This is a genomic window from Arthrobacter cheniae, from assembly GCF_003602275.1.
GTDB lineage: Bacteria > Actinomycetota > Actinomycetes > Actinomycetales > Micrococcaceae > Arthrobacter_D > Arthrobacter_D cheniae.
The window spans coordinates 1-1,746 of sequence record NZ_QZVT01000031.1; the positions used below are offsets into that span (position 1 = coordinate 1).

The following is a 1,746-nucleotide window of genomic DNA, read 5'->3' on the forward strand; positions in this document are numbered from 1 at the left end:
ACCACACCCACCGGCACCACCTGGCTCTACCCCGGCGACGGAATGACCAACGAAGGCTACAACCACGCCCTCACCACCGGCCGCCTCTAACCAACCACCGGAGAAAATGTTGAAAACAACACTCGCTTCTCAAGCCTTGGCCGTCGCCGCGCTGTCCTTTGCGCTGCTCGCCTCCTCTACAGGACTCGGCACGACTGCCGTAGCTGCTGAGCAGCAGACCAGTGACCTGGTTAGTACCGTCAGCAAGGTACCGACGGACGACATGGAAGACGACGCAGTAGGCGAGCTGGAGGGTGCGCCGATCGAACTCGGGTACGGGTCGACAGAACCCGCAGTCGCCCCGGAGGGCGGTGCATTTAGTTCCGCCCCGGCCTCACCTTCAGATCGGCAGACGGATACCGCGTCCGAGGAGGCAACCGCGCCGTCGCCGTCGCAGGATGACACTGCGCCCGACCAGCAAGATCTAACCTCGCAGGTTCCTTCGCTCGATTGGAATCCGCTGCTCGAGCCGAGACTCAACGCCCGCTACGGGCCCCACATCGAGACGACGAACGGGGAGTCAGTACTCGAGGGATCCTCTGCAGACCGACCGACGACACAAGAGGCGGCGAACAACGGCACTGCAGCCTTCGGCCCCCGTGAGGGCAAGCTCAATGTCAAATTCGTAACGGTGCAGCTGGCGGGGAAGACGGATGCAGATGTATCAGCCATAAATGTCAGCGCAGCTAAAGAGTCCATTTTGGCTTCAGACGCCTATTGGCGTGCCGCGTCGAATGACCGCATCGGCATGTCTATCGGTTCGACAGTTCTAAAACACCAGTCCGCGGCGCGTATCACCGACTCCTACTCGTCGATCATGGCGACGGTAACTCGTGAACTCAACTGGCAGTACCGAACTAATGAAGCTCTCGTCATTTTCGTTCCGCATAAGGATCTGAGCTACGGGGGCAGCTGGGGTATTCTCGGCGGCGGGTTTACCGACGGTCCCATGACAGGCAGGGTAATTATGCCCTACCCCTCCGCGGTAACGAAGAATGTTATGACGCACGAGTTCGGGCACGTGTTCGGACTTCACCACGCAAACTCGCTGAACTGCGACAGTGGTCGCCTCGACGTGGGCCGTTCCGGTGCGTCTTGGACAGATCCTGGCTGCCGCACCTACGAGTACGGAGACACGAGCGACCTCATGGGTTACGCACAATTAAGCACCCCTTCGATCAACTCCATGCTCTGGACTTATGGCGGATTCGGCAATGGTGACGAAGTTCTCGATGCCGGAGTCGTGACCACCGCTCGGTCATTCACCTTGAAACCTTGGTCAGGGAATGAGCGGCAGCGCGCCGTGCGGTTCACTGACCCGGTGAGCAAAGAGACGTACTTCCTTGAGCTGCGTCTTCCTATCGGGAACGACGCTGCGACAGCAGTTAACGGTAACCGTGGGGTTAAGATCGTCAAGGAGGATATTCTCGGATGGGATGACAATGCTTCAATCGCGTTGGGCCGCGATAGCTCGTTCCGCGGATACCAAAACGGCACTCTCGCATGGCCTGCGGGTTCTACCTTTACAACCCACACCGGAACCAGGGTGTCCGTAGATTACATTGGATCGGCGATCGCCGGCGTCACTGTTCGACCGGCAGCATCTGCGGTGGTGGTGCCGGTGGATAAGTCGTTGAAGGTCTTCAGTCCCGGTGATTTCAATGGTGATGGGCGTGCGGATATGGTCACGCGTCGGACCGATGGGAC

Annotated in this window: 1 pseudogene; it reads left to right on the forward strand. The window is 59.3% G+C overall.

The annotated features are described in order from the left end of the window. Positions 1–106 precede the first annotated feature (106 nt). A pseudogene (locus tag D6T63_RS18810) lies at positions 107–1,746 on the forward strand (hypothetical protein); the annotation flags it as partial.